Origin of the sequence: Allostreptomyces psammosilenae (genome assembly GCF_013407765.1) — a bacterium.
Classification (GTDB): Bacteria; Actinomycetota; Actinomycetes; order Streptomycetales; family Streptomycetaceae; genus Allostreptomyces; species Allostreptomyces psammosilenae.
This window is the reverse complement of record NZ_JACBZD010000002.1, coordinates 475,996-501,559: the sequence shown is the minus strand read 5'-3', so window position 1 is coordinate 501,559 and position 25,564 is coordinate 475,996. Positions and strand designations below refer to the sequence as shown.

Sequence of the window (25,564 nt, the reverse complement as noted above, 5' to 3'; positions counted from 1 at the left end):
GGTCAGTCAGCCGCCCCGGGGAGGTCGCCGGCGGCGAGCAGGGCACGGGTGAACGGGTGTCGGGGCTCGTGGAGCACCCGGTCCGCCGGCCCGGTCTCGACGATCCGGCCGGCCTCCAGGACGGCGATCCGGTCCGCCAGCCGGCCCACCACGGCGAGGTCGTGACTGATCACCAACAGCGCCGTCCCGGTCCGCTCGCGCAGCCGGGTGAGCAGCGCCAGGATGCCGTCCTGGGTGACGCCGTCCAGCCCGGAGGTGATCTCGTCGCAGATCAGCACGGACGGCCGGGCGAGCAGCGCCCGGGCCAGCGCCGCCCGTTGCAGCTCCCCGCCGGAGAGGCCGCGCGGCAGGCGTTCCCCGATCTCCACCGGATCCAGCCCGACGCCGCGCAGGGCCTCCGCCGCCTCCGCCGCCGCCTCGCCGGCGCCGCGCCCGCGCAGCCGGACGGCCGTCCGGGAGATCTGCGCCAGCACCGTCCGGTACTCGTCGAAGGAGGCCCGGGCGTCCTGGAACACGTACTGCACGGCGGCGAGCTGCTCGGGGGTGCGCCGACGGACGGGGGGCAGCGCCCGGCCGTCCAGCAGCACCGCCCCGGAGTGCGGCCGGTGCAGGCCGGCCAGGCAGCGGGCGAGCGTGGTCTTCCCACTGCCGGAGCGGCCCACCAGGGCCAGGCACTCGCCGGGGTCGAGGGCGAGGTCCACCGGATGCAGCGCGGTGGTCGGGCGGCGCCCGCCGAACCTCCGCCCGGTCCCGCCCCCGTCCCCACCCCGGTCTCCGGCAGGGTCGCCCCCGGCCGGTGGGGCGGTGGCCCCGCGCGTGGAGCGGTGCACGGCGCTGAGTCCGGCGGCGGCCAGCTTCGGGACGTCCCCGCGCCCCGGCACGGCCGGGGCGCCGTCTGCCACCGGCGCCTCCGGGCGCGGCCCCGGCACCCGCGGCGCGGTGGTCCCGGGGTCGTCGAGCTCCTTGGGCGGCTCCAGGCGGGGCTCGGCGGCCAGCAGCCGCCGGGTCCACTCGTGCTGCGGGCGGCCGAACACCCGCTCCGTCGGGCCGGCCTCCACCACCCGTCCCTCGCGCAGCACCACCACCTCGTCGGCCAGCGCCCGCACCACCGCCAGGTCGTGACTGAGCAGCACCAGCGCGATGCCCTGCCGCAGCACGGCGGCGAACTCCGCGACCACGGCCTGCCGGGTCAGCGCGTCCTGGCCGGTGGTCGGCTCGTCGGCGACGATCAGCCGCGGCCGGGCGAGCAGCGCCTGCGCGAGCACCACGCGCTGCTGCTGGCCGCCGGAGAGCTGGTGCGGGAAGCGGCGCAGCAGCGCCTCCGGCTCCGGCAGCGAGGCGCGTTCCATGGCGTCCAGCACCCGACGGCGCAGCTCCGCCCGGGAGCCGGGCCCGAGGTGACGGCGCGCGGTGTCGCGGAGGGTGCCGCCGATCCGGCGCACCGGGTTCAGCACCGCGCCCGGGTGCTGCGGCACGTAGCCCGGCAGGCCCTGGACACTCACCCGGCCGCCGACGGCGGCACCGGCCGGGTACTCGCCGAGCAGGGCGAGCCCGGTGGTGGACTTCCCGCTGCCGGACGGGCCGACGATGGCCAGGGCGCGGCCGGCCGCGACCCGCAGCGACACGCCGTCCACCAGCACCTTGCCGTCCACCTCGACGCGGAGCCCGTCCAGCTCGGCCACCGGCGGGTCGTCACCGGGGGCGGGCCCAAGGGCCGCCGTGTCCTCAGTGGCCGCCGTGTCCTCAGTGGCCTCAGTGGCCTCAGTGGCCTCGGCGGCCTCAGTGGCCTCAGTGGCCTCGGTGCCCTTGGAGGACGGCCCGGTGCGGCCGGCGTCGGACGCGCCGGGCACCGGCCCGCGGTCCGCCCCGCCGGGCTCCGGCCCGGCGGGTTCCGCCTCACCGCGCTCCGACCGGCCCGGTTCGGGGCCGACCCGTTCCGGGCCGACGCCGGTACCGCCTCGCGGAGTCGTCATGGTGTCCCCGCCTCCCCTCTCCCCTTCCGGTCCGGTCGTCCCCGCCGCGCCGCGGAGCCGGTCGCCCGCGTGCCGGCCGCCGCCCGGCCGGCGCGCCGGTGCAGCGCCGCGTCGAAGAACAGGTTGACGCCCACGGTCAGCGCCGTGACCAGGAGCGCCGGCACCACCACGCCCCACGGCTGGATCAGCATCCCGGTGCGGTTCCGGTCGACCATGACGGCCCAGTCCGAGGCGTCCGGGGCGACCCCGACGCCGAGGAAGCTCGCCGTGGCGACCAGGTAGAGGGCGCCGGTGAGCCGGGTGCCGGCGTCGGCGGCCACGGTCCGCAGCATCGAGCGGGCCACGTAGCCCACGGCGATCCGCCACCGGCTCTCGCCCTGGAGCCGCATCGCCTCCACCACCGGCCGTGCGGCGATCTCCGCCGCCGCGCCGCGCACCACCCGGGCCACGTCCGGCACGTTGACCAGCGCCACCAGGAACACCAGCGCGGCCGGCCCCGGGGTGAGCCGGGCCGAGACCAGCAGCAGCACCAGCAGCGAGGGGATGGCCATCAGCACGTCCAGCGGGCGCAGCAGGGCGTCCTCCACGCGGCGGCGGCCGGTGAGCGCCGCGGCCAGGCCCACGGGCAGCGCGGCGGCGTACGCGACGCCCACCGCGCAGGCGGCGACCAGCACCACCGTGCGACCGCCCAGCAGCACCTCCCGCCAGACGTCCCGCCCGGTGAAGTCGGTGCCGAGCCAGTGGCCGTCGCCCGGCGGCTGGAAGGCGACGCCGCGCGGCCCGGGCGGGCCGGCGAACAGCGGGCCGAACAGGGCCAGCAGCAGCGGCACGGCGAGCAGCGCGACCGCCGGCAGGAAGGGCCGCCAGCCGGCGCCCGGAACCCGCGCGGCCGAGGCTCCCGAGCGGGGCGGTGCGGCGGCAGGCGGCGGAGCGTCCGCCGAGGTGCCCGGCAGCGCTTCCGGCTGGGCGCCCGGTGACGCCTCCGGCCGTGCGCCCGGAGGGCGGGCGGCACTCACGCGACCACCTCCCCGCGCGGCGCCAGCCGGTGCACGACCAGGTCGGCGGCCAGGTTGACCACCACCGTGACCAGGCCGAACACCACGGCCAGCCCCTGCACCACCGGCACGTCGCGCGCCGCGACCGCCTCGACCAGCAGCGTGCCCAGCCCGGGGATCACGAACAGCGCCTCCACCACGATCACCCCGCACAGCAGCCAGTCGGTGGTGCGGGCCAGTTGCTGCACGGCCGGGGCGAGCGCGTTCGGCAGCGCGTGGGCGTACCGCACCCGCGCCTCGCCGAGGCCCTGCCGGCGGGCGTGCCGCACGTAGTCGGAGGCCAGCGCCTCCACCATGCCGGCGCGCACCAGCCGGCTGAGCGAGCAGACCGGCCGGGCCAGCAGCACCGCCACCGGCAGCACCAGCACCGCCGGCTGGGCGAGCAGGTCACCGCCGGCGCCGACGGCGGTCGGCGGCAGCAGGCCGCCGCGGAGCGCGACCACCGTGATCAGCAGGATGCCGAGGGCGAACTCGGGCACGGCGTACAGGCCGACGGTGACCGTGCTGATCGCCCGGTCCAGCGGCCCGCCCTCCCGCCCGGCGGCGGCCACGCCGAGCACCAGGGAGAGCGGCACCAGCAGCGCCAGGGTGATCCCGGCGAGCAGCAGCGTGGGGCCGAGCCCGCCGGCCAGGTAGGAGCTGACCGGCCGGCCGCTGACCAGCGAGGTGCCCAGGTCGCCGCGGAGCAGCCCGAGCACCCAGTCGGCGAACCGCTGCGCCGCCGGCTCGTCCAGCCGCATGGCCTGGCGGATCGCCTCCACCCGGGCGGGGTCGGGCTGGTCGCCGGCCAGCGCCACGGCGGCGTCGCCGGGCAGCGCCTCGGTGAGCACGAAGACCAGCACCACCACGGCGGCGGTCTGCAGGAGCCCGAGGGCCAGTCGCCGGACGGCGAAGTGGGCGAGGCCCGTCACGCGAGCCAGACCTTGTCGAAGCGCGCCCAGCCCAGGGAGTTGGCCGGCGCCTCGCGGTCCACGCCGCCGACGTTGTTGGCGGTGGCGATGATCCAGTCGGCGAAGCCCCACACCAGGAAGCCACCCTCGGCGTGCAGGGTGCGCTGCATCCGCGCGTACAGGTCGGTGCGGGCGGCCTCGTCCAGGGTGGCCTGGGCCTGCTCGTAGAGGGCGTCGAAGTCCTCCCGCTGCCACTTGCTGGCGTTGGTGGTGGAGTCGGTGAGCAGCCGCTGCGAGATGTGCGACTCGATGGGCATGGAGCCGGAGCGGTAGCAGCACAGCTGGCCGGAGTCGAGGATGTCGGACCAGTAGGTGTCCTTGTTGCCCATGACCACCTCGACGGTGACGCCGGCCTCGGCGGCCTGCTCGGCGAAGACGGTGGCGGCCTCGACGAACCCGGCGGCCACCTCGGAGGTGTCCAGCCGCACCGTCAGGTTCTCCGCCCCGGCCTCGCGCAGCAGGGCGCGGGCGCGGTCGAGGTCGCGGGTGCGCTGCGGGATGGAGTCGGCGTAGTACTGGTAGCCCTTGCCGAACAGGTCGTTGCCGATCTCCCCGGCGCCGGCGAGGGCGCTGTCCACCAGCTGCTGGCGGTCGGCGATGAGGAAGAACGCCTCGCGGACGCGGGGGTCGTCGAAGGGGGCGCGGTCGGTCTTCATCACGAACGCCTGCATGGCGCTGCGCGGCAGCCGCACCACGGTGACCTGCCCGCCGCCCTCGTGGGTGCGGGCGGTCGTGGGGGTGAGCTCGTGGGCGTACTCGACCTGGCCGCCGAGCAGGGCGTTGATCCGGGCGGTCTCCTCGTTGGCGACCAGGAACTCGATCTCGTCGAGGTAGGGGGCGCCGTCCCAGTAGGCGTCGTGGCGGGCGGCGACCATCGAGCTGCCGGGGGTGAAGGAGACGAAGCGGAACGGGCCGGTGCCGACCGGTTCGGTGAAGTCCTCGGCGCCGTCCTTGACGATGTAGGCGCCGAAGGCGGCCAGGGCGTTAGGGAACTCCGCGTAGGGGTGCTTGAGGACGAACTCCACGGTGCGGTCGTCGACGGCGCGGCTGGCGTCGAGGTCGATGGACTCCAGGCTGGCCCGGGCGCGGAAGGCGCCCTCCGGGTCGGTTATCCGGCGGTAGCTGTGGAGGACGTCGGCGGCGGTGAGCGGGGTGCCGTCGGTGAAGACGGCCTCCCTCAGCCGCACGGTCCAGCGGGTGGCGTCCGTGCTGGGCTCCCAGGACTCGGCGAGCCGGGGCTGCGGGGACATGTCGCTGCCGAAGTCGGCGAGCTTGTCGAACAGGGCCTTGGCCCGGGCGGCCTCCACGAACAGGTTGGTCCGGTGCGGGTCGAGGGTCTCGCTGGCGCCGCCGCCGGCGAAGGTGGCGCGCAGCCGGCCGCCGCGTCTGGGCGAGCCGGCCGCGTCCGTGCCGGGTTCCGGGGTGCCGGAGGTGGAGCCGGCGGAGCAGCCGGCGGCGGCGAGGGTGGTCAGGGCGGCGGCGCCGCCGGCGGCGCCGAGGAAGGCGCGGCGGGTGTGCCGGGCGCGGGGCGTGTGCGGTGTGGTCATCTGGTCCTCCGATGGGTCGTGGCGGCGGCACGCGGTGGCCGGCGCGCGGATGGGCCCGGGAACGGGACAGGGGGTGGACGGGGACGGGCGGGGTCGCGTGGCTCCGTAGGGCGCGACGGCGCGCGGCGTGGCCGGGCGCGCGCCGGGTCCCCTCTCCCCCGGCCTGACGGCCGGGTGGGGGCCGCCCGGCTCCGCTGGCGGAGCCGGCGACCCCCACACCGAAGGAGGGGTAGAGGCTGCCCGTCCGGTGGCGGGCCGAATCGGCCCGGGGCGAATCAGCGACGGCGGGCCAGCAGGTGCAGCCGGTCGCCGTGCAGGGTGTCGGCGGGTGCCGCGCCGGGGCGCCAGGGTGGCTCGGTGCGCGGTCCGGGGCCGTCGAAGAGCGCGAGGGTGTCGAACCCGGCGACGTCCAGGAAGTGTTCGAGCTCGCGCGGGAAGAGCAGCCGCCAGGCGGAGTGCTGCTCCAGCGGCGGGGAGCCGTCGTCGGCGGTCCACACCCGGGTGCGGCGGAGCAGTTGGGCGCGGTGGTCGATCCGCAGTTCGGTGACGGAGGTGTGGGTGACCCCCTGCCAGCGGAAGGAGTGCCGGCGGGGCCCGTCGAGCAGTTCGGTGTTGCCGAGGAAGAAGGCGCCGTTGCGCATCTCGGCCAGCAGCAGCCCGCCGGGGGCCAGGTGGCGCCGGCAGCTGTCCAGGAAGCCGGCGAGCTCGGCGTTGTCGTGGCAGTAGAGCATGGCGCTGTCCATGCAGATGACGGCGTCGAGGACGGCGCCGCCCGGATCGGTGCCGCCCGGATCGGCGCCGCCCGGATCGGGGCGGGCGGGGGTGCCGGGGAGGTGGAAGGAGCGCAGGTCCGCGTGCAGGTAGGTGGGGCCGGGGTGGTGCGCGCGGGCGTGGTCGAGCATGGCGTGGGAGGTGTCGATGCCGGTGACGTGCCAGCCGAGCGCCGCCAGGTGCGCGGCGTCCCGGCCGGTGCCGCAGCCGGCGTCGAGCAGCCGCCGCCCGGGCGCGCCGTGACGGCGCAGCAGTTCGTCGGCGAACCGGGCGGCGAGGTGGTCCGGGTCCGGGAAGCGCGCCTCGTACAGCTCGGGGTGGTCGGTGAGGTGGTTGGCCCCCGCCGGGGCGGGCGCCGCCGGGGCGGGTGTCCCCGGGGTGGCCGGGGCGGGCACCGCCGGTGCGGGCGCGGCGGGCGGCTGGGCTCGGCGGGTCACTGCGCGGGTTCCTTCCGGGCGCGTGGGGAGGAGGCCGCCCGGTCGTCGCGGCCGGCGCGGCGGGCGGCGTCGCCGCCGGTGCCCTCGGGGCGGGCGTCCTCGGGGCGGGCGTCGTTCGGGCGTGCGGCGGCGGGGGCGGTGCCGGCCTCGGGCGGGGTGGCGGCGGCCGGCTCCGGCAGGGCGCCGCGGGCGCCGAGCCGGGCCACGGCGGCGGCCCCGGCCAGGCCGATCGCCACGCAGCTGACCCACGGCAGCCAGGCCGCGCCGCGGTCGGCGCCGGCGTCCATGGCCCAGCCGATCAGGGCGTTGCCGCCGGCCGCGGCCACCCCGGAGAGCACGTAGAAGACCCCGTAGTAGGTGCCGGTGAGGCCGGTGCGCCCGAAGGCCGGGATCAGCTCCAGGACGAACGGCTGGCCGATCATCACCCCGAGCTGGAGCAGCACGGCGGCGGCGAGCAGCGGCGCGAGGCGCAGCAGGGCGGCCGGTACCGACTCGGGCGGGTCGGCCGCGGCCACCGCGATGGGCGGGACGAAGGCCAGCCCCATCACGGCCAGGCCGAGCGCGATCCACCGGGCGCGGCGGCCGGTGGCGTGCAGCCGCCGGGTGATCCGCACCTGGAGCAGCAGGTTGACGCAGGTGCCGGCGAGGAAGAGCAGCGACACCGCGCCGTCCCAGCCGCTGGCCCGCCGGGCGCCGTCCGCCAGCAGCAGGTACAGCTGGTTCTCCAGGGTGATCACGCCCATCATGGCGAGGGCGAAGGCGAGGAAGCGCCGGTTGCCGAGCACCTCGCGCCAGTCCCCGAGCACGCTGCCGCCGCTCGGCGCGACCCGCCGGGCGGGCAGCAGCAGCGCCTGGGCGACCGTCAGGACGGCGAACAGGCCGGCGGCGGCCAGCGCGGCGGCGCGGAAGTCGACGAGCAGCAGCAGGCTGCCGAGCAGCGGCCCGACCAGCGCGCCGGTGGTGGCGAAGACGTTGAACAGGGCGAACGCCTCGGCCTTGCGGTCGCTGGACTCGGTGGCGATGTAGGCGCGCACGGCGGGGTTGAACAGGGCGCCGGCCAGGCCGCTGAGCACGGAGGCGGCGAGCAGCACGGGCAGGTCGTCGCCGAAGGCGAACAGGGCGAAGCCGACGGTGCGCAGGCCGCAGCCGGCGATGATCACGCCGCGGGCGCCGAGCCGGTCGGAGGCCGTGCCGCCGATGATGAACAGGCCCTGCTGGCTGAGCGTGCGCACGCCGAGGACCAGCCCGACGACGGCGGCGGACAGGCCGAGGTTCTCGCCGAGGTGGCTGGCGAGGTAGGGGACGAGCAGGTAGAAGCCGGTGTTCACGCCGGCCTGGTTGACCAGCAGCAGCTGCACGGCGGCGGGGAAGGAGCGCACGGCGCGGTAGGTCCTCACCGGACGGCTCCCCGCGGGCCGGTGGCGGACGCGGTGCCCGGGACCGGCGCGACGCCCGGGACCGGCGCGGCGCCCGCGGCGTCCGGGGCCGCGAGGACGGCGCTCGCGGCGGCTCGCGGGCGGACCCCGAGCCCGGGCCGCGCCGGGGCCCGCACGGTGCCGTCCTCGCCGCCGATGCCCTCCCAGGGGTCGTCGGCGAGCAGCAGGTGGCCGTCCAGGTCCGCCCAGCGGCCGAGGTGGCCCAGCTGGACGGCGGGGGCCAGGCCGAGCGAGCTGGCGACCAGGCAGCCGAGCATCAGCTCGGTGCCGGTGCCGCGCAGCCCCTCGGCGATCCGCAGCGCGGCCAGCACCCCGCCGCACTTGGCGAGCTTGACGTTCACCCCGTGCACCAGGCCGGCGAGACGCAGCGCGTCGTCGACGGTGACCACGTCCTCGTCGGCGATCAGTGGCAGCGGGGAGCTCGCGGCGAGCCGGGCCAGCTCCTCGGGCGTGCCGGCGGGCAGGGGCTGCTCGACGGCGTCGACGCCGAGGTCGGCCAGGCGCGGCAGCAGCTCGCGTCCGCGCGCCGGGCTCCAGGCGCCGTTGGCGTCCACCAGCAGCCGCGCGGCCGGCGCGGCGGCGCGCACGGCCGCGATCCGGGCCAGGTCGTCGGCGGGGTCGGGCGCGCCGGCCTTGATCTTCAGCAGGGCGAAGCCGCGGGCGGCCAGCTCGGTGGCCTGGGCGGCGGCCCGCTCCGGGGCGACGATGCCGATGGTGCGGGCGGTGGCGGCCGAGGGCCGGCCGCCGGACGGCGCGCCCTGACGTGGCACCGTCAGCCCCAGCAGCTCGTGCGCGGGGCGCCCGGCCCGTTTGCCGGCGAGGTCGAGCAGCGCGGCCTCCACGCCGGCCAGCACGCCCGCCCGGGCCGCCGGGTGCTCCCCGTCGTGCCGGCGGTCGAGCAGCGCGGCGAGGGCGTCGACGTCGTCCAGCGCGGCGGCGGGGTCGTTCCGGTCGGCCAGCGCCTCTCCGAGGGTGGCCACCATGCGGCGGGCGGTCGGGGCGTCCAGCCGCAGGAAGCGGCTGGTGACGGTCTCCCCGTAGCCGGTGGACCGGGCGTCGCCCGGGTCGGCGTCGCCGGAGGAGACCGCGATCCACACCGCGTCGCGGCGGTCCATGCTGCCGCGCGAGATGCGCAGCGGCTCGGCGAGTTCCAGCACGGTCACCAGCGACCGCGTGGTCAGGTGGGCGGGCATGCGGTTCTCCGTTCGGGGCGCAGGGCGCAGCGGGCCCAGCCGGTGACCTCGGCGGCCTGGGGGTGCGGGATCTGGTACGGCCGGTCGGCGGGCGTTCCGGTGAGGCCGTGGGCGCTGCGGTAGGCGTCGTCGAAGATCGTGCTGAGGTAGCGGTGCGGGCCGTCCGGGAAGACGGTGACCACCTCGGCCCCGGGCCGGGTGCGCGAGACCCAGGCGGAGACCAGGGCGACGGCCCCGGTGGACCAGCCGCCGGTGACGAAGGCGTGGCCGGCCAGGCGCCGGCAGGCGTCGGCGGCCTCGGTGGGGCCGACCCAGTGCACCTCGTCGAACGCCCCGTGGGCCACGTTGCCCGGGTGGATGCTGCTGCCGAGGCCGCGCATCAGGCGCGGCCGGGCGGGCTGGCCGAAGATCGTCGAGCCGACCGCGTCGACGCCGATCACCCGCAGCTCGGGCCAGCGGCGGCGCAGCGGGCCGATGATGCCGGCGCTGTGCCCGCCGGTACCGACGCTGCACACCAGCACGTCGAGGTGGTCGAGCTGCTCGATCAGCTCGGCGGCGAGCGAGGCGTAGCCGGCCGGGTTGTCGGGGTTGCCGTACTGGTCCGGCCAGTAGGCGCCGGGCAGCCGGTCGAGCAGTTCGCGCAGCCGGGCCAGCCGGGCGGCCTGCCAGCCGCCCTGTTCGGCGGGGCGTTCCACGACCTCCAGGTGGGCGCCGTGGGCTTGGAGCAGGGCGCGCATGGCGGGTTCCAGCTCGCTGTCGGTGACCAGCACCACCGGGTGGCCGAGCGCCTGGCCGGCGAAGGCGAGCCCCAGCCCGAGGGTTCCGCTGGTGGACTCCACGACCGGCGCGCCGGGGCGCAGCAGGCCCCGGGCGCGGGCGCCGAGCAGCATGGAGACGGCCGCCCGGGCCTTCATGCCGCCGGCCGAGAGGTGTTCCAGCTTCGCCCAGAAGCCCGGGTGCGGGTGGGGCAGCGGGGCGGTGACCCGGGCCAGCGGGGTGTGGCCGACCAGGGAGAGCAGGGCGGGGGCGCCCGGCGGGGCCGGCAGGGTGGGGCCGATGCCGGAGGGGCCTGCGCCGGCGGGACCGGGCCCGGTGGGGGCGGCGCGCGGGGTGGGGGGCGCGGCGGCCGGCGGGGCCGGCGCGGCGGTGGCGGGGTCGGTGCGGGTGGCGGTCATCGGTCGCCTCCGCGGTACAGGTGGAGGGTGCTGGGGCCGCCGTCGAGCCAGAAGAACGGGTACGGCTCGGCGGAGACCGCGGTGACGCCGGAGCCGATCAGCCGCGGCCAGACGGCGCTGCCGGTCTGCGCGAAGGCGACCAGCGGCTTGCCGGTGGCGCGGGCGTGCGCCAGCAGCCGGTCGGCGCTGCCGTTGCCCAGCGTCATGCCGGTGACCAGCAGGGCGTCGCAGCGGTCGAGGTGGGCGTCGGCGTCGGTGAGCACGGCTTCGCCCCACTCGGTGGTGCCGCCCTTGAGGTCGCAGGGCAGGTAGCGCAGGCCGCGGGCGCGCAGGGCGTGCAGCAGCGAGTTGACCACGCCGACGACCAGCACGGTGGCGCCGGGCGGCACGGGCAGCAGTTCGGCGACGGCGCGGGCCCGGGCGGTGGACTTCGCCAGGGTGCTGCCGGCCGGGACGCGGACGGACCGGGCGCCCTGCGCGGGCCCGTGCGGCAGGTGGTGCATCAGGAAGGCGTCCAGCGCGGCGGTCCGGACCGCGGCGGTGGGGTGCTTCAGCAGTTCGGCCACGGACACGCCGACGCACCCGGCCGCGACCTCCTCGTCACCCGCCGCCTCGCCGGCGGCCCCCGGTTCGCCGGCGCCCCCCGCGGACGGGCTCGCTTCCGGCGGCGGCCCCGGCTCCACCGCGCACGACCCGACGGCGGCCTCCAGCCGCAGGCTGAGGACCCGGTTGCGGTAGCCGCCGGAGCGGCCGGCGTGCCGGACCGCCTGGGTGGTGACGAAGGCGGAGGTGATGGTGTCGTCCGCCGGATCGGCGCCGAAGTCCCCGGCGAGGGCCCGGTCGGCCAGTTCGTCGAGCACGCCCGGTCGCGGGGCGGTCGCGGCCATCGCCGGACACCCCTCCGGGCCGTCGTCTTCCCGCTCGTTCATCCGTGTCCCTCGCTCACCGCGCCGCAGCGACGACGTCGTGCCCGGCGGCCCCGGTCGCCGCGAGGCCGGTCCCGGCCCCACCGGCGGTACCGGCCGGTCCGTCGGGGCCGGTCCCCCCATCGGGATCGGCATCCGCCCACCGGGGCGTGAGCCCGGCCAGCAGCCGGGCCGCGTGCTCGCCCGCGCCGGCCCCGGCGGTGTCCGCCACCATCACGTGCCCGAGGTAGTCGTTGTTGCTGGTGGCGGCGCGCACGCTGCGTCCGGGCGCGGCCACGTGGACCTCCAGCAGCCGGGCCGGCTCCGGGGCGTCGAGTTCGTCGGCCCCGGCCACCTCGGCGAGGGTGCCGCCCCGCCGGGGCACCAGGAAGGCGATGGCGGCGCTGCGCGTGCCGGTGTCCCGGGGCGTCAGGTCGGGGGCGCGACCCAGCGCGGTCTCGGCGAAGGCGGCGGCCAGGTCGATGCCGGTGACGTGCCGGACCAGCTCGGTGATCCGGTTGCCGGCCGGCCTCGGGTTGATCTCCACCACACGGGGGCCGGCCGCGGTGAGCCGGATCTCGGTGTGCGCCACGCCGTGGTCCAGGCCGACGGCGGCCAGCGCGGCCAGCGCGGTCTCCGCGGCGGCCCGCGCGTCGGCCGGGTCCAGGGCGGCCGGGAACATGTGCCCGGCCTCGATGAACCGGTCGTCGCCGGCGAGGGTCTTGTCGGTGACGCCGACGACGTGCGTGGCGCCGTCGAAGGCGACCGTCTCGACGCTCACCTCGGGCCCCTCGAGGAGCTCCTCCAGCAGCACCAGCGGGCTGCGCCGCTGGCCGCGCGCGTTGACCGGGAAGGCGTCCAGCGCGCTGATCGCCTCGGCCAGCTGCCGCTCGTCGGCCACCCGGCGCACCAGCATGCCGGCGCACAGGTCCACCGGCTTGACCACCAGCGGGTAGCCGAGTTCGGCGGCGCGGGCGGGCGCCTCGGCGGGATCCGGGCAGAGGGCGAAGCGCGGTCCGGGCACGCCGGCCTTGGCCAGCGCCAGCCGGGTCAGGTCCTTGCGGCAGGCGGTGTGCACGGCCGCGGAGGCCGGACCGGGCAGGCCGAGCCGTTCCGCCGCCGCGGCGGCCACCGGCAGGTAGTAGTCGCAGGAGGTGAGCACGCCGTCGAAGCGGAGCACGTCGTTCAGCCGCTCGACGTAGGGCAGCAGGGTGTCCGGGTCGTTGGTCTCGGCGGTGACCACGTTGTCGGCGCCCAGCAGCGGGTGCGGGCCGGTGCCCGGGGCGGAACGCAGGTAGTGGTGCAGGTTGCGGGTCAGGAAGGTGAAGCGGTGCCCTCCTTGGGCGATGGCTGCGGGCAGCAGGGTGCTCATGGACCCCACCCAGCTTTCGACCATCAGCAGATGTCCCACGGTGCGTCCTTTCGGATCACGAGGTTGGGCGACACCTTAGTCATACTGATTTTCATTGTCATTCGACAGGACGTTCGTGGAACTCCCGCGCGGGCGCGGCCGCGCTGTCGGAGCCGGCTCGTAGCGTGAAGGGCATGGAGGACCGCTGGAACGCGGAACAGGTGCTCGCCCTCGCGCCTGACGCCGCATCACGCAAGGCCGGGAGCAAGCTCTCGGCACCCGGGCCGTGGTCCGGGACGGGCACTGACGGCACGTTCGTCTGGGGGGAGTGCAAGGGCAGCGGCAAGGTCCCGTACCGCACCGTCGCCGACCTGCCGGGCACCGCCTTCACCTGCACCTGCCCGAGCCGCAAGTTCCCCTGCAAGCACTCCCTCGCCCTGCTGCTGCGCTGGGCGGAGGGGGCCGCCGCGGTTCCGGTGGCCGGCGAGGCGGACCGTCCGCAGTGGGTCGCCGAGTGGGCCGAGAAGCGCCGCGCCGCCCGGGAGCGCAGCGAGCAGCGCAAGGAACGGGCCGAGGCCGGACCGGCCGACCCGGCCGCCGCCCGCCGCCGCGCCCAGCAGCGCGAGCGCCGGATCGACGCCGGCGTGGCCGAACTGCGCCAGCGCGTCGGCGACCGGATACGCGCCGGCCTCGCCCCGCTGGAGTCCAACCGGCACGGCCTGGCCGAATGGCACGAGGTCGCCGCCCGGATGGTGGACGCCCAGGCGCCCGGGCTGGCCGCGCGGGCCAGGGAACTCGCGGCGTTGCCGGTCGGTTCCGCCGTGCGCGGCACGGCCGGCGCCGGCTGGGCCGGGCCGGTGCTGGAGGAACTCGCCCTGCTGCACCTGCTGACCGGGGCCTGGGAGCGCCGCGAGTCCCTTCCCGAGCCGCTGCGCGCCACCGTGCGCGGCCGGGTCGGCGCCCGCCCCGACGGCCCCGGCGGCACCGGCGCGGACGCCGCCCCGGCCACCGGATCCGGCGACGCCACATCCACGGCCGCCGAATCCGGGACGGCCGCCGCGACGGAGGAGCGGATCCACGACGACTGGCTGGTGCTCGGCCACCGGGACGCCGAAGCCTCCACGCTGCGCTCGCGCCGGGCCTGGCTGCGCGGCGCCGCCACCGGCCGGACCGCCATGCTGCTCTCCTACGCCGGACCGGGACGCGCGCTCGACCCGGTGCCACCGACCGGCACCAGCGTCGCCGCCACCGCCGTCTTCCCGCAGGCGGCGGCCGCCCTGCGGGCCACGCTCGGGCCCGACCAGGCCACCGCCCGCCCCGCCGGCCCACCGCCCGGCGGCGACTGCCGCGAGGCCCACGCCGCCTACGTCGCGGCGCTGGCCGCCGACCCGTGGACCGACGCCTGGCCGGTGGTGCTGGCCGCGGTCACCCCGGTGTGGAGCGGCACCGGCTGGTACCTCGCCGACCAGGCCGGACAGGCCCTGCGGGTGGACGTCGCGGAGGCGCCGGAGGGGGCGATGTGGCGGCTCACCGCCACCAGCGCCGGCCGCCCGGCCACCGTCTTCGGCGAGTACCGGCCCTCGGGCTTCGTCCCGGTGACCGTCTGGGCGCCGCACGACGGCCGCGCCGTGCTGCTCTGACGCCACCCGGCCCAGCCCGCCCGCCCAGCCCGCCTCCGTCCCCCGCCGCCGGCCACTCCGCCACCGGTCACCGCGCCACCGGTCACCCCGAACCCCGCCGCCCCGGCCCGCCCCGGCACCGAAAGGACTCCCATCCCGTGACGGCCACCCCGCCACCCGCGCCCACCTGGGACGACCTCGTCACCACCGCCCTCCTGGGCACCGAACGCCGAGGCCTGCCCACCCCGCCCTACGCCGAAGCCGACGCCGCCCCCGACGGCACCGCCCGGAGCACCCTGGACGCCGCCGCCTCCCACGCCGCCCTCACCCACGCCGCCGGCGGCCCGGTCGACGACCCGGCCTCCGCGCTGCTCGCCGTCGCCGCGCTGCACACGGTGCACCGCCGCGCCCGGCACGCGCCGCTGCCCGCCCCCGAACCGGACGTCGCCGCCCCGCCGGCCCTGGCGGCCGACGAGCGACCGCTGGTGCCCGAGGCCGCCCGCAACCGGCTCACCACCCTCATCGCCGCCGCCCCGGCCGGCAGCGCCGAGTCCCGCAACGGCAACCTGCTCGCCGAGTGGCTGGAGGAGGCCGCCCGGCACGGCTACCGGGTGCCCCCGGAGACGGTCCCCGCCCTGCTCGACCGGGCCCGGGCGCGTACCGCGCTGCGGCCGGCCGTGCTCGCCCTCGCCGGGCCGCTGGCGTCCTGGCTGGCCGTCCAGCACCGCCACTGGGCCTACGTCCTGCGCGAGCCCGACGCCGTCCCGCTCGGCGACGGCACCGGCCCCGACGCCCCGTTCGGGGAACGCCTCCGGATGCTGCGCGCCCTGCGCGCCGAGGACCCGGCCGCCGCCCGCGACCTGCTCGCCACCACCTGGAGCGGCGAACGCGCCGAGGACCGCACCCTCTTCCTCGAGTCACTCGCCGACGGGCTCGGCCCCGCGGACGAACCGCTGCTCGAAGCCGCCTTGGACGACCGCAGCACCTCCGTGCGGACCACCGCCGCCCGGCTGCTGGCCGCGCTGCCCGGCTCCGCGCTCTCCCAGCGGATGACCGAGCGGGCGCTGGCCTGCTGCACCGTGCGCGGCGAGGGCCCCGACCGCAGGCTCCGGGTGGTCCCGCCGAAGGACGTCGACGACGCCATGCGCCGCGACGGCCTGGCGGACTACGCCGGCACCGGCCACGCCCCGGGCCGCAGCCCCCGCAACGGCCCGCGCGCCGCCTGGCTCACCGACATCCTGGCCGCCACGCCGCTGCGCGTGTGGACCGACCTGCTGGGCACCGACCCGGCCGGCGTCATCGCCACCCCCGTCTCCGCCGAGTGGGCCACCGAGATCCGGCGCGGCTGGGCCCGCGCGGCGGTCCGCGAGGGCGACACCGCCTGGGCCCGCGCCCTGCTGCGCGGCGCGCCCGCCCGGAAGCGCCGCGGGGCCGGCACGGAGGAGAGCGACTCCGACCGGGTCGCGGTGCCGGCCGGCACCTCTCTGGAGGAGTCCACCGGCGCCCTGCTGGCCCTCCTCCCGGCCGAGGAGGCCGACGAGCTCGCCGCGCGCGACGGCTCCCTGCGGCGGGCGCTGCCCCGCTGGGGGGCGCGGGTGGAGGAGGCCGTGCTGGACAAGCTCCGCCAGGCCGCCGCCGGAGGCGGCGCGCCGTGGACCCACACGGGGCTGACCGGCCTGTGCGAACAGCGGCTCTCGCCCACCGCCGCCGACCGGCTCGACGCCCTGGTCAAGGAGTGCGAGCCGGGCAGCGCCTGGTGGGAGACGCTCAACGAGATGGCCCGCACCCTCCACCAGCGCCGCCTGCTCGCCGAGGAGCTGGCCCCCGTGGAGTGAGCGGACGGCGGACCCGATGAGACGTTCGACACATCCGAACGTATGCCTTCGACATGATGTCGGCATGCCCCTCAAACGCATCACCGTCCACGTCGCCCCCGAGGATCTCGCGATCATCAAGGCCGCCGCCGAACGATCCGGCGTCAGCGCGTCCGGGATCATGCGTGAGGCGATCCACCGGGCGGCCCGGTCCCGGCGAGTGTGGGGCGAACCGCTGGACGCACCACGGTTCGACAGCGGCGATCCGGCCCCCGCCCGCCGGATGGAGATCGCCGAGGAGGGTTCCGGCGCGCGGGAGAAACCGTGACCCTCTCGGTCAGGCCGCCCTCGGCCCGGCCTGACCGGGGCGGCCGGTGCCAGGACGGCCGGGGCAGCGGGCCTCAGGCGGTGCCGACTTCGCCGGGGGTGGTGTCGCCGACGTTGGCGCGGACCCACTCGACGATCGCCTGGGTGGGGGCGCCCGGGGTGAAGACGGCGGCCACGCCCATCGCGGACAGCTCGGGGATGTCCGCCTCGGGGATGATGCCGCCGCCGAAGACCTTGATGTCGGTGGCGTCCTGCTCCCGCAGCAGGTCCAGCACCCGGCGGAAGAGCGTCATGTGGGCGCCGGACAGCACCGACAGCCCGATGGCGTCGGCGTCCTCCTGGATCGCGGTGGCCACGATCTGCTCCGGGGTCTGGTGCAGACCGGTATAAACCACCTCCACGCCCGCGTCGCGCAGCGCGCGGGCCACCACCTTGGCGCCACGGTCGTGGCCGTCCAGGCCCGGCTTGGCGACCACCACGCGAATCGGACCGGACGCTGACATCCTGCCTCCCGCTTCGGTTCCCGGCCGTGGTCGAGGCCGCGACCGCGGGATCACCGCGGGAGACGCGACCTGCCGCCCATGCCGTTGTCCTTGCTTGCCCGTGCCGTCGTCGGAAAGTTATCGCCTCTCGCCGGTTCCGTCACGGGTCCGCCACAAAACACTCCGGACCGGATTCGACGACACGCCGACAGCAATCTCTCACGGAGTGTCACTCCACGCGACCAACTCGCCGTACATATCGCATCAAAGGGGGCACGGATTGTCGCTGCGCCACCCACCGGATACAGTCGCGGCCGGGAATCGACGTCCGTGAGGACGGCACGCGCCCGGCCGAAGCGGACTCCTTCCGGTATCGGAGGGATGACGGTTCGGCCACGCCGGGCGCGCCGCCGGCCCCACGGCGCGTGTCGCCTCTCCCCACCCCGGCGCACCTGGAGGGGGCGGGGGCGGGGCGTGGTGAGTACGGCGAACTCGGGCCCCGGCGACGGGATCCGACGTATCGTCGGACTCCTCAGCCGACCGGAGCCCCACGGCCCGGCCGATCGAACGCGAGCTGTCCAGGCGAAAGAGGGCCGGTGGTGAACGACCGTCAACCGACGTGGCAGCCGGATCCGGCGGCACCTGGCGGCGACGGCTCCGACGGCATCGAGCCCTACGGCGATCCCGGCGCCCCGGCCGGTCCCTACGCGACCGGCGGTTACGGCGAGGGCGGCTCCTACGGCGGCTACGACACCGGCTACGCGGTCCAGGGCGAGGCGTACCCGCAGGCCACCGCGGTGCAGACCCCGCCGCACGGCTACGCCTACGACGGCCTGTCCTACCCCGACGCCTCCTTCACCGGGGCCTCCCAGGACGGCTACCCCGGCTACGACACCTCGGGCTACGACGCCACCGGGTACGGGACGTCCTCCTACGACACGTCGGGCTACGACGCCACCGGCTACGACACGCCCGGACACGACACGCCCGGAGCCGTCGGCGGGTACGACACTGGCGGCTACCCCGCGACCGGCTACGACACCGGCGGGTACCCGGCGACCGGCTACGACACGGCCGGCGGCACCGCCACCGCCGGCCTCGACGAGGAGACCTCGCCGGCCCAGTGGACCACCGGGAGCTGGCAGGCCGTCCCCTCCGCCGGCGGTCCCTCCGACCAGCCGGACCCCTGGGCGGCCCAGTCGGATCCGTGGGCGGAGGCCACCGCCCCGGCCGAACCGGAGCACACCGACCTCGGCACGGACGCCTACCGGACCGGGACCTACGAGACCGACGGCTACCGCTCCGAGGACTACGGCTCCGACGACTACCGCTCCGACGAGTACGGCGACGGCTACGGGGGTTCCCAGGCGTCCGGCGGCGCCCCTGACGCGGAGTCCGGGGCCGCGGCCTGGTCCAGCGGCGAGTGGGCGACCGGCGAGTGGCACGGCGGCGAGGCCGCCGGCGGCTACCCGGACCACAGCGACCACCACCCGGAGCAGCACACCGACCACCTCGGCGGGACGGACCACCACGGCCCCGCCGACACCCACGGCCACGACTTCGACCTCGACCACGGCCACGGCCACGAGGACGCCCTCGGCCACGACGCCACGCCGGGCGGCGCGGCCGGATGGCCGCCCCCGATGCCCGGCGAGGCCCCCGCCGCGGGCGGCTACGACCACGCGGCCTTCGCCTATCCGGACGGCTTCGTCGACGTCGGCCAGGGCTTCGACGACTACGTCCCCGGCCAGGACGACTGGGACGACACCCCCGCGTTCGCCGACCACCCCGACACCGGCTCGGCCGCCGACGCGGAGGACGGCGGCCACGGCGGCGGTCGGGGCGTCGCGGACGACCCGGACGCCCGCGACGGCCTGGGGGACCACCCGGACCTCGACGAGGCCGACGACTTCGACGCCCTGGAGGCCGGCGCCGACCGGCAGACCCTGCGGGAGATCGAGGACGGTGACGCCCCCGGCTACGCGGCGGAGGCCGTCGTCGCCGAGGGGCGCGCGGCGGCCCGCAACCGCCGCCGCAAGGAACAGCGGCGCACCAAGGCCCCGGCGCTGAGGTCGCCGATGCTGACCATCGCCGCGCCCTCCGCGGCCGTGCTGGCCGCCGCGACGGTGGCGGTGATCGCGCTCAGCGGCACCGGCGAGGAGGCCGAGCCGGAGGAGTCCTCGCCGATCGCCTCCGGGGCCGACGCCGTGCAGGTCCCGCCCACCGAGCTGGACACCCAGCTGGCCGCCGTCACCGCGAGCGCGGACGACCTGGCCGACCGGGCCACCCGCACCCAGACGCGGATCGCCCTGGAGGAGCGCGAGGCGGAGCTGGAGCGCCAGCGACAGGAGGCGGCCGCGGCGGCGGAGGCGGCGCGGCCGAAGTTCTGGCTGCCGGTCGACCAGCGCGGCCTGTCGGCCTACTTCGGCCAGGGCGGGAACTACTGGAGCAACCTGCACACCGGCATCGACTTCCCGGTGGGCTACGGCACACCGGTCCAGGCGGCCACGGACGGGACGATCACGTTCCAGTACCACGGCTCGTACGGCAACATGCTGATCCTCACGGCGCCGGACGGCACCCAGACCTGGTACTGCCACCTGAGCCAGGCGCTGTACCGCTCGGGCTCGGTCCAGGCCGGCGACACCATCGCCTACTCGGGCAACAGCGGCAACAGCACCGGCCCCCACCTGCACTTCGAGGTGCGCCCGGGCGGCGGCTCCCCGATCGACCCGCTCACCTGGCTGCGCAACCACGGCCTGGAGCCGACCTGATCGACGGCGGACGCCGCGCCCGGTGACGGCCGGTGGGGCCGGTGACGGGCGGCGGTACCGGGCGGTAGGCTCGGCTGTCCGGCACCCCGGGCCCGTAGGCATGCCTCTGGCATGCCTGTTGGCATGCTTCCAACAATTGCATGTACGGTAACCGGGGCCTTCGGTCAGATGACCGAGGCTCTCCTTATTGAATGCTCTTCACATCCACACAAAACCGGACATTCCGCCCTAAACTGATGGCGCGGGGTTGCGGAATACGTGGGTATGACAGGTAACGTGCTAATAACGGCTGGGATGTGACTGTGTCTCTCCGGGCGACCCCCTTCCTTCCAGTCGGACCGAGCACGTAAGACACCGACCAGGACGCCGTCCAATCGACGTTGCCCGTCCGTCTGGAGGCTGCCGGACCGATGCCGCCGACCGCGCCCACGGCCCAGGAACACACCGCGACCCCGCCGCAGGCCGGCCTCCCCGCCCCCGGCGGCGGACGCTCCGCCGGCCGCGGCGCGCCCCGGCTGTACGCCCTCGACGGGCTGCGCCTGGTGGCCGCCCTGATGGTGGTGGCGTACCACTACATGGCCTACGGCGCGAACAGCGACGTCACCGGCTGGGGCGGCGACCCCGCCGACCACTTCCCGGCCCCCGTCTCGGCCGCGGCCTCCTACGGCTTCCTCGGCGTCGAGCTGTTCTTCCTGATCAGCGGCTTCGTCATCTGCATGTCCTGCTGGGGCCGCTCCCCCAAGGAGTTCCTGGTCTCCCGGGTCACCCGGCTCTTCCCCGCCTACTGGCTCGCGATACTCGTCACCACCGCGGTGATGAACATCGCCCCGGTGGTGTACGACCCGCCGGAGCTGACCCTGGTCCTCAGCAACCTCACGATGTTCCAGGAAGCCTTCAACGTCGGGCACATCGACGGGGTCTACTGGTCGCTCTGGGCGGAGCTGCGCTTCTACCTGATCTTCGGGATCGTCGTCGCGATGGGCACCACCTACCAGCGGGTGCTGCTCTTCTGCGGCATCTGGGCGGTCGCCTCGGTGCTCTCCGACCAGGCCGAGCTGCCGCTGCTCGACCTGCTCGCCCAGCCCCGGTACGCGCCGTTCTTCATCGCCGGCGTGGTGATGTACCTCATGCACCGCTTCCGGCCCAACCCCATGCTGTGGGGGCTGCTGATCTTCTGCTGGCTGGTCGCCCAGCACCGCACCTGGGCGCTGATCAACCAGGCCCAGGAGTCGCTCAGCCACCAGCTCTCCTGGGAGGTCGCGCTCGGCTTCGTGACCGCCTTCTTCCTGCTCGTGCTGCTCGTCGCCCTGGGCAAGCTGGACTTCGTGCGGTGGGGCTGGCTCACCACGGCCGGCGCCATCACCTACCCGCTGTACCTGCTGCACGAGAACATCGGCTGGACGGTGATCCACGTCCTCAGCGACCGCGTCCCGTCCTGGGCGATCGTCGCCGGGCTGGTGCCCGCCCTGATGCTGCTCTCCTGGCTGGTGCACCGGCTGGTGGAACGGCCGGTCGGGCGGGCGCTGCGCCGGCAGATGATGCGGCCGCGCCCCAGCATCGCCGACGGCGGCGCCCCTGCCGCGAAGCCGGTGCCGGCGAAGCCGCTGGGCGCCACCGGGGCCGCGCCCGGGCCGCAGGAGGCCACCGAGCCCGAGCCGGTGCACGCCGGCGCCGGCGCCGGACGCGCCCACTCCGCCCCCTGACCCGAACGCGCCTTCCGCCGCCGTCTCCGCCGCGCCGGGCGCCGCTGGCCGATGCCGCCCGGTCCGCGCGGTGCCTCAGGGGACGCTGGGCCCGGTGATCGGCTGGCCGTTCTCGTCGTACGGCCAGACGTTGGTCACACAGCCGTGCAGCCCCTTGATCTGCTGCATCATGGCCGGCGCCGGCTCGCCCTCGCCGGGGCAGCCCTCGTGGCCGTGGCCCAGGAAGTGGCCGACCTCGTGGTTGATGATCAGCGCGCGGTAGGAGGTCACGTCGTCCGCGTAGTACTCCGTGGCCAGCAGCCACCGCTTGAGGTTGACCATGACGTCCTGGCCGACGCGGCAGTTGACCTCACCGCCGGTGTCCAGGCCGTACTCGCCGCAGATCTGGTCCACCGTTCCCGGTGTGGCGAGCCGCACCCGGAAGTCGGCGGTGTCGTCGGAGACCCGCCGGAACCCCGTCTGGCCGTCGCCGATCCACCCCCGGGGATTGCCGAGGACGCTCTCCACCTCCTCGGCGACGTCCGCCGCCGATATCGCGATGCCGTCCTCGACCTCCACCCGGTAGGTGAGCATGACGCCGGTTCCGCCGACGTGGGCGCCCTCGCCGCCGGCGACGGTGAACGTCCCGGGCCCGGACAGCGGAATCGATTCGACGTCCGGGTAGCCCTCCGCCGACGGCCCCGGGGAGTGCTCCGGCCCTGCCGGCTCGCCGGAGGGCTCCGCCGCTGCCCCGGTGGGGGACGGCGAGTCGGAGGCCGAGGGCGCGGCGGCGGACGGCGAGGACGACGCTGAGGAGGAGCCCGCCGGGGGCGCCGCGGCGGAACCGGCCGGGCCGCTCGGCGGAGGCGACTGGCGCTGCCAGGCAAGACCGCCGGCGAGCAGCAGCACGGCCGCCGCCGCCAGCGCCGTCCACAGGGAGCGCGTCCCGGCTCGCCCGCGACGGGCCCGCCTCCGCCGACGGCGACGGCGGTGGCCGGCCACAGGCGGTGGAGTAGTCGATCGGTGCGCGTTCATGGCCACCCAGGGTGGCCCGGCCGTGTGACCACCCGGAGATGGCAATGGGATCAAACGGTAACGGTCCTCCGGCGGCCGGACGACCGGTCCGCCGCCCTGTGGATACTGAATCCATGCCACGCGTCCTGATCATCGAAGACGACCACGCGGTCCGGGAGGGCCTGCGGCTCGCGCTGCGGCGCCAGGGCCACCAGGTCGCCGCCGCCGGGACGGGCGAACAGGGACTGGAGGAGCTGCGGTCCTTCCGGCCGGACGTCGTGGTGCTCGACCTGATGCTGCCGGGCGTGTCCGGGCTGGAGGTGTGCCGCCGGATACGCGCCCACGACCAGCTCCCGATCATCATGGCGACCGCCCGCGGCGACGACGCGGACGTCATCGTCGGGCTGGAGGCCGGGGCGGACGACTACGTCGTCAAGCCGCTCCAGGCACGCGTCCTGGACGCGCGCATCCGCGCGGTGCTGCGGCGCGTGGACGGCCAGCCGGCCGGTCACGACGCGCCCCGCGCCGAGACCCACGGCGAGCTGGTCATCGACCGGGTGGGGCTGACCGTCAGCCACCGGGGTGAGCCGGTGCCGCTCGCCCCCTCCGAACTGCGGCTGTTGCTCACCCTCTCCGCCTCCCCCGGCCAGGTGTTCAGCCGTCAGCAGCTCCTGGAAGCCGTCTGGGAGCACCGCTACCACGGCGACCCGCGGCTGGTCGACGCCTGCGTCAAACGGCTGCGGATCAAGATGGGCGAGCCGGCGGGACAGCCCCGGTACATCCAGACGGTGCGCGGCTTCGGCTACCGCTTCGCGGCCCGGTGAGGCGGCCACGGCTCCCGCGCGCCCTGCGCGGCCTGCGCGTCCGACTGGTGGTCGGCTTCATCCTGGTCGCGTCCGTGGCCACGGTCACCACCGGCGCGCTGACCCTCCGGGAGGCGCGCACCGGAATCCTGCAGCAGAGCCAGGACGCCGTGATCACCCACTTCCGCGATCGGATCGGCACCGTCGCCGCCGCCTACCCCTTTCCACCGGACCAGGCCGACCTCGACGCGTTCGTGAGCGAGCTCCTGCGGACCGAGCACGCGCGCGACTGGCGCCTGCTCGCCACCTACCGGGACCTGCGCGCCACCTCACGGCCCGCGGACCCGTTCGAGGAGGTCACCCCCGCCCTCCGCGAGGCCGTGCGCTCCCGCACGGAGACCGTCTTCCAGCGCGTCTCCCGCGACGGCCGCTCCACACTCGTCGTCGGCACGCCGGTCACCTTCATGGGTCCGAGGGGCGCGGCCCCGCGCCGCTCCGGGATCGAGGTCTACCTCGTCGTGCCGCAGGACGTGGAGCAGGGCTACGTCGACGCCCTGGTCAGCGCGGTGGAACGGGCCACCCTGGCCGCCCTCGGGGTGGCCGTGCTGCTCGGCCTGCTGGCCTCGCGGGGCGTGCTGCGGCCGGTGCGGGCGCTGCGCCGGGCCACCCGCAGCATCGCGCAGGGCCGCCTGGACACCCGGCTCACCGTCCGCGGCTCCGACGAACTCGCCGAGCTCTCGCACAGCCTCAACGAGACCGCGGCGGCCCTGGAGGCCTCCATGGCCGACCTGCGGCGCATGGAGGCACGGGCCCGCCGCTTCGCCGCCGACGTCTCGCACGAGCTGCGCACCCCGCTGGCCGCCATGGCGGCGGTCACCGACGTGCTCGACGAGGACGCCGCCGGCCTGGAGGAGGACACCGCCACGGCGGTGCGCCTGATCAGCGAGGAGACCACCAAGTTGACCCGCCTGGTGAACGACCTGATGGAGATCTCGCGGTTCGACGCGGGCGCGGCCGACCTGCACCTGGACGAGATCGACCTCGCCGAGTCGGTGCGCCGCACCCTCGCCTCCCGCGGCTGGCTGGACACCGTGGAGCTGGACCTGCCCGCCCGCGACGAGCTGCGCGGCCGGGTCGACCCGCGCCGCCTCGACGTCGTCGTCGCGAACCTGGTCGCCAACGCCCTGCACCACGGTGCGGCGCCGGTCCGCGTGCGGCTGTACCGGGGGCACCCCGCCGGCGCCGCCCCGGGCGGGGGCACCGGCCCGGGCGGGGGAGCCGTCCGGCAGGCGGTCATCGAGGTGCGCGACGGCGGACCGGGCATCCCCGACAGCGCGCTGCCACACGTCTTCGAGCGCTTCTACAAGTCCGACGCCGCCCGGACCCGCTCCGAGGGCAGCGGCCTCGGGCTCGCCATCACGGCGGAGAACGTCCGCCTGCACGGCGGCACCGTGCACGCCGCCAACGGGCCGGACGGCGGCGCCGTCTTCACCGTCGTCCTCCCGCTGCCGGACCACGAGCCGCCGCACGCCACCGCGGGAGCGGCCGGGGAAGCAGCCGGGGGAACGGCCGAGGGAGGGCGGCCGTGACCCGGGGGCCGCGGCGCGCGTCGCCGGTGACCGCCGCGGCGGCGCTGCTCGCGCCCCCGCTCCTCCTGCTGTCCGGCTGCGGCATTCCCGCCACCGGCGTGGTGGGCGCGGGGCTGCCCGCGACCGGCGTGCTGCCCCCGGCCGCGACCGACGCCCCCACCGAAGGCCCGCAGCCGTCCGCCGCGTCCCGGGTGCTCACCCTCTACTTCGTCCTGGACGGCGCCCTGCTGGCCATGGCGCGGGACGCCCCGGCCACCAGCGGGATCGACACGGCCGTGCGCTCGCTGCTGGAGGGGCCGGACGGGGAGGAGAGCGGGCAGGGGCTGACCACGGAGCTGCCGCCCCTCCTGGCGGCGCCGGCGATCCAGACCGAGGGCGCCACGGTCACCGTCGAGTTCTTGCCGTCCCCCACCGAGCTGAGCGACACCGCCGTCGACCAACTGGTCTGCACGGCCGCCGCCGCCCACCGGCAGCGTGCCTGGGAGCAGGGGCCGCCACGGGTGATCGTGGTGCGCCCCGACGGCGCAACCGTCGAACGGTCCGGAGACGGCTGCCCGGCCGCCGGACTCGCCGACCCCACGTCGCCCGGGGACGGCTGGGGCGTCGGGGGCGCCACCTGGTAGCCGGCTCCGCCGGCCGGGGCCCCGCCGCCCCCTGCCCGCCCCCG

The 25,564-nt window shown here is 76.6% G+C and carries 20 protein-coding genes; 8 read left to right on the top strand and 12 right to left on the bottom strand.

The window, feature by feature from the left end:
* Positions 1–2: 2 nt before the first annotated feature.
* From FHU37_RS24475 to FHU37_RS24430, 10 genes are all read right to left on the bottom strand, one after another.
* Positions 3–1,973 (bottom strand): ABC transporter ATP-binding protein, encoded by a 1,971-nt coding sequence (locus tag FHU37_RS24475; protein WP_246451273.1) that lies wholly within the window; start codon positions 1,971–1,973, stop codon positions 3–5.
* Positions 1,970–2,827, bottom strand: coding sequence for an ABC transporter permease (locus tag FHU37_RS24470; protein WP_179817348.1), 858 nt, complete (start codon positions 2,825–2,827; stop codon positions 1,970–1,972). The genes FHU37_RS24475 and FHU37_RS24470 overlap by 4 nt, the downstream gene beginning before the upstream one ends.
* Positions 2,828–2,985: 158 nt before the next feature.
* Positions 2,986–3,939, bottom strand: a complete 954-nt coding sequence (locus FHU37_RS24465) for an ABC transporter permease (protein ID WP_179816833.1) — start codon at positions 3,937–3,939, stop codon at positions 2,986–2,988.
* Entirely contained in the window at positions 3,936–5,525 is a 1,590-nt protein-coding gene (locus FHU37_RS24460) for an ABC transporter substrate-binding protein (protein ID WP_179816832.1), read from the bottom strand. Before FHU37_RS24460 ends, FHU37_RS24465 begins: the two co-directional genes overlap by 4 nt.
* Positions 5,526–5,800: 275 nt before the next feature.
* Complete coding sequence (locus tag FHU37_RS24455; RefSeq protein WP_179817347.1) at positions 5,801–6,691, bottom strand: class I SAM-dependent methyltransferase; 891 nt, start codon at positions 6,689–6,691, stop codon at positions 5,801–5,803.
* A 38-nt stretch (positions 6,692–6,729) separates the two neighbouring features.
* Entirely contained in the window at positions 6,730–8,130 is a 1,401-nt protein-coding gene (locus tag FHU37_RS24450; protein ID WP_179816831.1) for an MFS transporter, read from the bottom strand.
* Complete coding sequence (locus FHU37_RS24445; RefSeq protein WP_179816830.1) at positions 8,127–9,362, bottom strand: mandelate racemase/muconate lactonizing enzyme family protein; 1,236 nt, start codon at positions 9,360–9,362, stop codon at positions 8,127–8,129. The genes FHU37_RS24450 and FHU37_RS24445 overlap by 4 nt, the downstream gene beginning before the upstream one ends.
* On the bottom strand, positions 9,347–10,537 hold the full coding sequence (locus FHU37_RS24440; protein ID WP_179816829.1) for a PLP-dependent cysteine synthase family protein: 1,191 nt from the start codon (positions 10,535–10,537) through the stop codon (positions 9,347–9,349). The genes FHU37_RS24445 and FHU37_RS24440 overlap by 16 nt, the downstream gene beginning before the upstream one ends.
* Positions 10,534–11,466 (bottom strand): Rossmann-like domain-containing protein, encoded by a 933-nt coding sequence (locus tag FHU37_RS24435; RefSeq protein ID WP_376774052.1) that lies wholly within the window; start codon positions 11,464–11,466, stop codon positions 10,534–10,536. The genes FHU37_RS24440 and FHU37_RS24435 overlap by 4 nt, the downstream gene beginning before the upstream one ends.
* 13 nt (positions 11,467–11,479) lie before the next feature.
* Positions 11,480–12,853, bottom strand: coding sequence for an ATP-grasp domain-containing protein (locus tag FHU37_RS24430; protein ID WP_179816828.1), 1,374 nt, complete (start codon positions 12,851–12,853; stop codon positions 11,480–11,482).
* 134 nt (positions 12,854–12,987) lie between these two features.
* On the opposite strand from FHU37_RS24430, the gene FHU37_RS24425 reads away from it, so the two are divergent.
* The 3 genes from FHU37_RS24425 to FHU37_RS24415 all read left to right on the top strand — a co-directional run bounded on the left by FHU37_RS24425 (position 12,988) and on the right by FHU37_RS24415 (position 16,554).
* On the top strand, positions 12,988–14,433 hold the full coding sequence (locus tag FHU37_RS24425; protein WP_179816827.1) for an SWIM zinc finger family protein: 1,446 nt from the start codon (positions 12,988–12,990) through the stop codon (positions 14,431–14,433).
* A 137-nt stretch (positions 14,434–14,570) separates the two neighbouring features.
* Positions 14,571–16,247: a DUF5691 domain-containing protein gene (locus FHU37_RS24420; RefSeq protein ID WP_179816826.1), complete on the top strand. Its 1,677-nt coding sequence runs from the start codon at positions 14,571–14,573 to the stop codon at positions 16,245–16,247.
* Between the two features lie 64 nt (positions 16,248–16,311).
* Positions 16,312–16,554, top strand: coding sequence for a ribbon-helix-helix protein, CopG family (locus FHU37_RS24415; RefSeq protein WP_179816825.1), 243 nt, complete (start codon positions 16,312–16,314; stop codon positions 16,552–16,554).
* Positions 16,555–16,627: 73 nt separating this feature from the next.
* Here FHU37_RS24415 and icmB read toward each other — a convergent pair whose 3' ends face one another.
* A complete protein-coding gene (gene icmB / locus FHU37_RS24410; protein ID WP_179816824.1) occupies positions 16,628–17,056 on the bottom strand; it encodes a coenzyme B12-dependent isobutyryl CoA mutase small subunit in 429 nt (142 codons plus the stop codon).
* A 578-nt stretch (positions 17,057–17,634) separates the two neighbouring features.
* Here icmB and FHU37_RS29435 point away from each other — a divergent pair.
* The gene (locus FHU37_RS29435) at positions 17,635–19,809 is read left to right on the top strand and encodes a M23 family metallopeptidase (protein WP_179816823.1); all 2,175 of its coding nucleotides are present in this window, start codon (positions 17,635–17,637) and stop codon (positions 19,807–19,809) included.
* 410 nt (positions 19,810–20,219) lie between these two features.
* Positions 20,220–21,512 carry an acyltransferase family protein gene (locus FHU37_RS24400; protein WP_179816822.1) on the top strand — a complete coding sequence of 431 codons (1,293 nt, stop codon included), beginning with the start codon at positions 20,220–20,222 and terminating at the stop codon, positions 21,510–21,512.
* Positions 21,513–21,587: 75 nt separating this feature from the next.
* On the opposite strand, the gene FHU37_RS24395 is transcribed toward FHU37_RS24400, so the two are convergent.
* On the bottom strand, positions 21,588–22,526 hold the full coding sequence (locus FHU37_RS24395) for a DUF3152 domain-containing protein (RefSeq protein ID WP_179816821.1): 939 nt from the start codon (positions 22,524–22,526) through the stop codon (positions 21,588–21,590).
* Between the two features lie 113 nt (positions 22,527–22,639).
* Here FHU37_RS24395 and FHU37_RS24390 point away from each other — a divergent pair, with 113 nt between their 5' ends.
* From FHU37_RS24390 to FHU37_RS24380, 3 genes are read left to right on the top strand one after another with little or no spacing between them, the layout of a single operon-like run.
* Positions 22,640–23,329, top strand: a complete 690-nt coding sequence (locus tag FHU37_RS24390) for a response regulator (RefSeq protein ID WP_179816820.1) — start codon at positions 22,640–22,642, stop codon at positions 23,327–23,329.
* Complete coding sequence (locus tag FHU37_RS24385; RefSeq protein ID WP_312892835.1) at positions 23,326–24,897, top strand: sensor histidine kinase; 1,572 nt, start codon at positions 23,326–23,328, stop codon at positions 24,895–24,897. The genes FHU37_RS24390 and FHU37_RS24385 overlap by 4 nt, the downstream gene beginning before the upstream one ends.
* Entirely contained in the window at positions 24,894–25,520 is a 627-nt protein-coding gene (locus tag FHU37_RS24380; protein WP_179816819.1) for a GerMN domain-containing protein, read from the top strand. Before FHU37_RS24385 ends, FHU37_RS24380 begins: the two co-directional genes overlap by 4 nt.
* Positions 25,521–25,564: the final 44 nt, after the last annotated feature.